Origin of the sequence: Mesorhizobium sp. M0185, from assembly GCF_040322175.1 — a bacterium.
Lineage (GTDB): Bacteria > Pseudomonadota > Alphaproteobacteria > Rhizobiales > Rhizobiaceae > Mesorhizobium.
The window spans coordinates 1-7,222 of the sequence record NZ_JAMYSY010000097.1 but is presented as its reverse complement, the minus strand read 5'-3'; the positions used below and the strand labels follow the sequence as shown (position 1 = coordinate 7,222).

The 7,222-nt window shown below is 57.3% G+C and carries 5 protein-coding genes and 2 pseudogenes; 6 read left to right on the top strand and 1 reads right to left on the bottom strand.

Translation table 11 applies throughout. The annotated features are described in order from the left end of the window. The 6 genes and pseudogenes from NKJ20_RS33485 to NKJ20_RS33460 form a co-directional block, all read left to right on the top strand. A partial coding sequence (locus tag NKJ20_RS33485) for a transposase (protein WP_352749872.1) occupies window positions 1–284 on the top strand: 284 nt, incomplete at its 5' end. A 40-nt stretch (window positions 285–324) separates the two neighbouring features. Then, a pseudogene (locus tag NKJ20_RS33480) lies at window positions 325–822 on the top strand (IS630 family transposase); the annotation flags it as partial. 654 nt (window positions 823–1,476) lie between these two features. Continuing rightward, window positions 1,477–2,640: a M20 aminoacylase family protein gene (locus tag NKJ20_RS33475; protein WP_352749870.1), complete on the top strand. Its 1,164-nt coding sequence runs from the start codon at window positions 1,477–1,479 to the stop codon at window positions 2,638–2,640. An 88-nt stretch (window positions 2,641–2,728) separates the two neighbouring features. Continuing rightward, window positions 2,729–4,051, top strand: a complete 1,323-nt coding sequence (locus tag NKJ20_RS33470; RefSeq protein WP_352749869.1) for an aspartate aminotransferase family protein — start codon at window positions 2,729–2,731, stop codon at window positions 4,049–4,051. Between the two features lie 38 nt (window positions 4,052–4,089). Continuing rightward, entirely contained in the window at window positions 4,090–5,142 is a 1,053-nt protein-coding gene (locus NKJ20_RS33465) for a phosphotriesterase family protein (RefSeq protein ID WP_352749867.1), read from the top strand. 585 nt (window positions 5,143–5,727) lie between these two features. Beyond that, window positions 5,728–6,891, top strand: coding sequence for a M24 family metallopeptidase (locus NKJ20_RS33460; RefSeq protein ID WP_352749866.1), 1,164 nt, complete (start codon window positions 5,728–5,730; stop codon window positions 6,889–6,891). Window positions 6,892–7,138: 247 nt separating this feature from the next. On the opposite strand, the pseudogene NKJ20_RS33455 reads toward NKJ20_RS33460, so the two are convergent. Continuing rightward, window positions 7,139–7,222: pseudogene (locus NKJ20_RS33455) on the bottom strand (IS5/IS1182 family transposase); the annotation flags it as partial.

Here is a 7,222-nt window from a genome sequence, read left to right as displayed (position 1 = left end):
GTCCCGGATGGTCGCACCATACGCCGAAAATCGCTCATCTCCAGCGGGGATCGGATGGCACCGTTATGATCATACCGGTTACGAATGCAATTGAGGCGTTGAACTCCAAGCTGCGCCGCGCCGTCCGCACCCGCGGACACTTCCCGAGTGACGACGCGGCGATGAAACTGCTATATCTGGTCCTGAACCATGCGGCTGAGGAATGGAAACGACCGCCGCGCGAATGGTTCGAGGCCAAGACCCAGTTCGCCGTTGTCTTCGGCGAGAGGTTCGTCAGCCAATGACGAGACCGGCCTCGCGCACAGAATTCCTGACAGTCCCGCGCCGCACCGCTGGCACAGCTCAACTGTCGAATGACAAGGCTTTTGCCGAGAAACTGCATGACGTCGTCGGGCTCTATGTGTCGCCGCCGGCCCATGCCATTGTCCTTTCCGTCGATGAAAACAGCCATATCCAGGCGCTCGACCGGACGCAGCCAGGACTTCCTTTGAAGAAACGCCGCAGCGGCACGATGACGCATGTTTCAAGCGCCATGGCACCACGACACTCTTCGCTCCCCTGAATGTTCTCGATGGCTCCGTCATTGGCCGCAACATGCAGCGTCACAGGCATCAGGATTTCATCCGCTTCCTCAGTGCAATCGAGGCTCAGTTGCCCCAGGATAAGGCGGTTCATGTTATCCTGGATAACTATGCGACGCACAAACAGCCGAAGGTCCGGGCCTGGTTGGCGCGGCACCCACGCTGGACATTCCACTTCGTTCCGACCTGTTCCTGGTTGAACGCCGTCGAGGGCTTCTTCGCAAAGCTCACACGGCGACGCGGGCACCAAGTGTTGGAATCAATGCACTAGCGGGCAAGCCAGCCGTTTGCGGCGGCTCGCGCCGGCCTCTGCTGTGAGCCTGGCGGCGTCTTTCCGAAGATCCTCTGCGAATTGGTATCATCCAGCCGCATGTCGCTTGCACCTAATCCCTGACCCGTCGCCGGTTCCTCGACGGGAAGGCCGAGCGTCACATGGAACTGCACCGCTCCCTTGGCTACGCCTTCAGCAGGCAAGCCGGTACTTGCGGGCTTCGTCCGCGAACAGCGAATTAGGTTGCTGATCGCCTTGCCCACTCCAATCGACAAGTTTTTGTCAGGTCGCCTTCGCGTACCGACTTCGATGGTCAGTATCCAAGATCCGAGAAGGTGAGGAAGGATCATTGGAGTGCTTTGGCTGGAGTATTCCAAACCGATTGTCCAAGCGCCTTCGAGGGACAGCTCTCCTTATGTGACTTCCTCCAGCTCACCTTAGCACATTGCTATGCCGGAAGCGCAGGCCATCCGCTACGTCAGGTGACTGTCCATCTCGCTTCTAGATGAAGACGATATCCAAACTGCATTTGACGGAAGGCGCCGGGATAATGATGATTGAACAGATGCACGCGCCAATCGGCCAACAATGATTTGCCGACCGGCTTAAAAATATGGGTACAGGATGCGCAGCGTAGAGACTTTCTGGGATTTGCAGAGCGAGGCAACCGAGTGGCGCCGATACCTGCACCAAAATCCCGAGCTTGGTTATCGCCTGCACAGCACAGCTCAGTTCGTTGCCAACAAACTGGCTTCGTTCGGCATAAATCATATCGAAACGGGGATAGCTGAAACCGGCATCGTTGCATCGATCCAGGGCGGAGGTGGAGACGGGCCGACGATAGGGTTGAGGGCGGACATGGACGCCCTGCCGATCATGGAAGCGTCAAACAAACCCTGGTCGTCGACGATACCAGGTAAAATGCACGCCTGCGGCCATGATGGCCACACGGCAATGCTGCTAGGGGCGGCCAAATACCTGGCAAAAACCCGCAATTTCAAGGGTTCCGTTGCGCTCATTTTTCAGCCCGCAGAAGAAGATGGACAGGGCGGCCAAAGGATGGTCCAGGAAGGAATGATGGACCGTTTCGGCATCTCCCAGGTCTTTGGCATGCATATCAGGCCGGGGATAGAAGTGGGAAAATTCCTCACGTGCGATGGACCTAACGCGGCGGCGCTTGATGAGTTCGATATCGTTGTAAAGGGCAGGGGTGGCCATGCGGCCCAGCCGCATCGGACCATCGACCCGATTGTTGTTGCAGCCCAGATCATTGTTGGCCTGCAAACATTAGTCTCGCGCAACACGGACCCGATGGAGTCCCTCGTCATCTCTGTCACCAAGTTGAATGCCGGCACAGCATACAACATCGTTCCAGAGTGCGCTGAATTGGCCGGCACCGTAAGGACACTCCTGCCCTCCTTGCGGAACTTCGCGGAACGACAGATTCAGGCGTGTGCGCAAGGAATCGCACGGGGATTTGGCGCGGAAATCGAGTTCAGGCACCGGCGACTCGAACCGGTCATGTTCAATCACTTTGAAGAGACCAATCTAGCGATCAAGGCGGCACGCTCCCTCGTCGGATCTGAATCCGTGAGTGATAAGATGATACCAAGCATGGGGGCGGAGGATTTTGCCTATATGCTTGAGGCGCGGCCGGGCTCCTACATTCGCCTTGGTAACGGCCCGACCGCTTCCTTGCACCACCCGGCGTTTGATTTCAACGACGAAGCCCTGCCTTATGGCATTGGCTATTGGGTAAACCTCGTCGAGACGGCGTTGGCTGTTTAAGGCTGCGCCGATCCATCGATCGCGAAAAAGGCAGAAATTCCGTCGCCCTCTGTAAGTGCGTCGATAGCGACGCGTCGAGGTCTAGAAGATGTCGGTCGTCTCCGGATGGAACAGCGCACTTGAATCGAGCCTGCTCGAGGCCAGGGGCCGCTTCATTGCCAAGCATCCCCGAAGCTGCGAACTTCACAACCAAGCCCGCACAGTCATGCCGGGCGGAAACACGCGCTCCGTCCTATATTATCAGCCGTTTCCCATTGCGATGGAGAAAGGCCAAGGCAGTAGGCTGTGGGACATCGATGGCCATGAGTTTGTGAATCTCTGCGGCGAATACACGGCTGGCTTGTTTGGCCATTCGGAAATGCGGATCCATGCCGCGATTCAGCAAGCTATGACGCGGGGGCTGAACCTCGCTGCGGTGGGCAGGGCTGAATGCGAACTTGCGCAGCTCATCTGCGCGCGGGTTCCGTCGATAGAGCTCGTACGGTTCACCAACAGCGGCACAGAAGCTAATCTCATGGCGCTGACGGCGGCCCGCGTCCACACCGGCCGAGACATGATCCTTGCATTTCGCGGCGGCTATCATGGCGGTGTGCTGTTGTTCACGCCCCAAGGTCCGTCCCCGGTTACCGTTCCGTTCCCATGGGTTGTAGCTGACTACAACGACCCGGACGTTGCCACCGCAGTGATAGAGCAGAACCGGGATCGGCTCGCAGCCGTGATTGTCGAACCCATGCTTGGTAGTGGCGGCTGTATCCCTGCGGAGGTCAGCTTCCTGAAAGCATTGCGGAAGGCGACGCGAGGGGCGGGCGCTCTGCTTATCTTCGACGAGGTCATGACATCGCGCATGTCTGATGGGGGGCTTCAAAAACGTCTGGGAATTGTGCCGGATCTCACGACTTTGGGCAAGTACATGGCGGGCGGTATGAGCTTCGGGGCCTTCGGTGGCCGGGCCGACGTGATGTCCCTCTTCGACGGGCGCTTGCCGCACGCGGGCACATTCAACAACAACGTTCTGTCGATGGCTGCAGCTCGCGTCGCGATGGGAGAAATCTTCACACAGGCTGCAGCGGAGGAATTGTACGAGCGCGGCGAACGGTTGAGGGCATCACTGAACGATCGGCTAATGAAGCTCGGCGTGGCGATGCACTTCAGCGGAGTGGGCTCGCTCGCCACTGCGCACTACCGCGCCCCCACGATACGCCGATCCTATTCGCCGACTGCCCGGGAGGATGGTCTGCGGGAACTTTTCTTTCTCGACATGCTGCAAGCGGGCTTTTATCTCGCCCGACGTGGAATGATCGCGCTGAGCCTCCCGGTCCAACAATCGGATCTCGACCGCTTCGTCGATGCAGTGGACGAATTCGCGTGCACGCGTCGGAGGCTCCTTGGGCCACTTAACGCCGTCGCGTGAGTGCGGTCCGCCAGACACCGTACCCGAGAAGCCCGTCAATGGAGATGAACATGCGATTGAGCAGAAACGAGATGAGGGGTAAGGCACAGACGGTGCTGGGCCTAGTCGACCCGGCGACGCTGGGCCAGACGCTGATGCACGAGCATCTCATCTGGGACGTCACACGGCCGGCTCTGCGGGATGCGTCGACCACGGGCGGTCCCGATCCGCACGACTACTGGAAACTAATGACCGGAGGCATCGCCGATGCGCGCAACACGACGCAGAGGGATCGTGGGCTGGCTGCTCGCGAGGCAGCCCGCATGGTTGAGGCAGGTGGCGGGACGATCGTCGAGTTGACGATAGGTGGTCTCGTGCCCGATCCCGAGGGTCTGGTGGAGGTGTCCCGGGAGAGTGGCGCGCAGATTGTGATGGGTTGCGGTCACTACGTCGATGACTACCAGAATCTGGATAACAGCCAGAGGACTATCGACAGCTTCGCCCAAGAGATGATTGATCAGGTTCAACTGGGCGCTTGGGGCACCCAGGTACGTGCCGGGATCGTGGGTGAGATAGGCTGCCAGTGGCCGTGGACCGATCTCGAGAAGCGTGTGCTGGCGGCCGCCGTCATTGCCCAGCAGGAGACCGGGGCGGCACTGACAATCCATCCGGCGCGCCATCAAGACCACCCGTGGATGCTCGTTGAGTTCCTAAAGGAACAAGGTGCGGATCTGTCGCGTACGATCATCGATCATATCGACAGAACGATTTTCGACGACGATCGCCTGTTTCGCCTCGCCGACTCCGGTGTTGTGCTGGAGTGGGACCTGTTCGGGCAGGAGAACACCTATTATGCGCATGCCGACATCGACCTGCCGAATGACGGCATGCGTATCCGGACGATCAGGCGTCTGATTGATCGCGGACATCTCCGCCAAATCGTGATCAGTCATGACATCTGCCATGTAATCCGTTTGGCTGAGCTCGGTGGGCACGGCTACGCGCATATTCAGCAGCAGGTCCTCCCTTTGATGCGAAAACGTGGTTGCTCCGAAGACGACATGAATGCCATTATGATCGACAATCCGAGTCGGCTGCTGACTTTCGTCTGACGAGGCTCGGTCGCAGTGGTCCGATGGCGATTGAGGTTCACCCTTGACGCTCGCGCTTGAATAGGAACTTTTTGCGGACGCAACTTCGGTGCCGAGATGGGATCGCCGATGAGCGACATTCGGTGAAGCAAATAGCTGATGGTTCTCTGTATTTCCGCCTTGATCAGCTTTCCAGCATAGTCGAAATTCCTCTGTCGATGGCGGCGAGTACGCCGTGGCGAAATGCCTGGATCCCGTTAGTAGCCGAGACGATGGAAGGGACATAAATGAGCCATTCGATAAGCGGCAGGCGGCAGTTGCGGCCTCGCCTTGCCCTCGGTGGCTAAGTCAGGACACATCGCAATCATCTAGACCGTTTGTCTGGCCCGTATTAGCCACCAGCGTTGCCTAGAATAAGGCATGCATAAAGTAAGTCATCGCGCAGACAGATGTCTACTATCTACAAACTGCATTTGACGCAAGCTGCTGCTACGGGTGAAATCGGTAAGACCAGAACATCAAGTTTGCCCGTTCCTCGGATTGTCGCCGAAATTCTGGGTACTTGACACACGCCTGCTAAACAAAAGTTTCCAACTTAGGTGATCTATGACTACTACGTCCTCATTGGTTTCTCTGACTAGGCTTCCATTCCCGGATACCGAGTATCAACGTCGTCAGCAGAAAGTGTTCGCGGCTATGGAGCGAGCCAACCTCGACGCTCTGGTAGTAACCGCCCACGGGCACCTTCAGTATCTCAGCGGATATGACGGGCTCGGTGCATATTTCATGCCGTTCCCATTGATCCTCGTAGCGGGACAAAAGCCGACTTTCGTCATCCGAGAGTATGAATTGAGCAGCGTCCGTCCAAATAGCTGTGTCCAGGAAATAGTTACCTATAGGGACCAGGAAGGTTTTGCACCGGTGTGCGCCGATACTATTCGCGGTTTTGGTTTGAGTGGGCGAAGAATTGGACTCGAACTCGGCTGCTGGAATCTTGCGCCAGCGGACGTTAGCGCACTTCAGGCAAATCTTCCCGATGCGAAGTTCGCTGACGCGACTCGTCTGGTGGCGACGGTGGCGGCTGTAAAGACGGAGATGGAACTCGAGGCCATGCGCCTCGCAATGGAATTGACTGATGTGGCCGTCAGAACATTCCAACAATCCTTGCGGGAGGGCATTACGGAAGCGGAAGTGGTTGCGAACATTGACCAGGAAGTCGAGAAGGCTGGTGGTGTTATCAAGAAGCCTTCCGTGACTTTGCTGTTCGGCGAGCGGACAAAGCTGTCCCACGGCAGAGCCCAGCAGAACCGGATCAACAACAATGAGCCAGCCTTTGTCGAACTTGCTGGCTTGAAGAATGGTTACCCCTGTGGACTGGTCCGGAGCGCCGTACTCGGTCGGCATGCCGAAACTGAAATCCTGCACGACCTTTCTATTGAAGTTCTGGAGGCAGTTATTGCTGCGATTAAGCCTGGTGCGACCGCCGGCGAAGTCGATGCCGCCGGAAGAGAGGTGCTCAAGCAACATGGGTGCCCTGACTTGCTCAATCACCGGGTCGGCTACCAAACCGGCATCAATTGGGTGGAGCGCGGCAACATCAGCCTTCAGCCCGGTGCTACGGACATACTTGAGCCAAACATGACCTTTCACATGCCAATCATCTTGCGCGGAGAAAGTGGTTACCAGTTTGGCACCAGCGAGCATGTCGTGGTGACAGAGGAAGGTGCGGAAATACTCAGCCGCACACCTCACACGCTGTATTACGCATAATAGGGTGGATCACTGCTCCTGCCGAATGAATAGTTGCGAGACTTTGCAGGGTGAGGCATCAGAAAGCCCTCATTCCATTGAAATCTTAAGCTCACTATCAATGGCGGGTGTCAAGGCAATGAGTTTATCTCTGCCTCGGTTTGCTATCTCTACATCAGAGCAGCTGGCCGAGGCTTCTAGGCAAGTCGAATAGCGGTAGGAGCTTCTCCATCAAATCTCAAAGCCCCGCCCACTCGGCATTCTCAAACTAGGCCGTAGACTCATTAGCGCGAAGCCATAGCCTGATCGAAGCGAGCTGGATCATGGCGAGGAAGTTGGCAGCCAGCTTGTC

What these genes read in the sequence shown, in the direction of transcription:
- NKJ20_RS33475 (WP_352749870.1), top strand. Translation starts at nt 1,477, where the DNA reads ATGCGCAGCGTAGAGACTTTCTGGGATTTGCAGAGCGAGGCAACCGAG.
- NKJ20_RS33470 (WP_352749869.1), top strand. Translation starts at nt 2,729, where the DNA reads ATGTCGGTCGTCTCCGGATGGAACAGCGCACTTGAATCGAGCCTGCTC.
- NKJ20_RS33465 (WP_352749867.1), top strand. Translation starts at nt 4,090, where the DNA reads ATGGAGATGAACATGCGATTGAGCAGAAACGAGATGAGGGGTAAGGCA.
- NKJ20_RS33460 (WP_352749866.1), top strand. Translation starts at nt 5,728, where the DNA reads ATGACTACTACGTCCTCATTGGTTTCTCTGACTAGGCTTCCATTCCCG.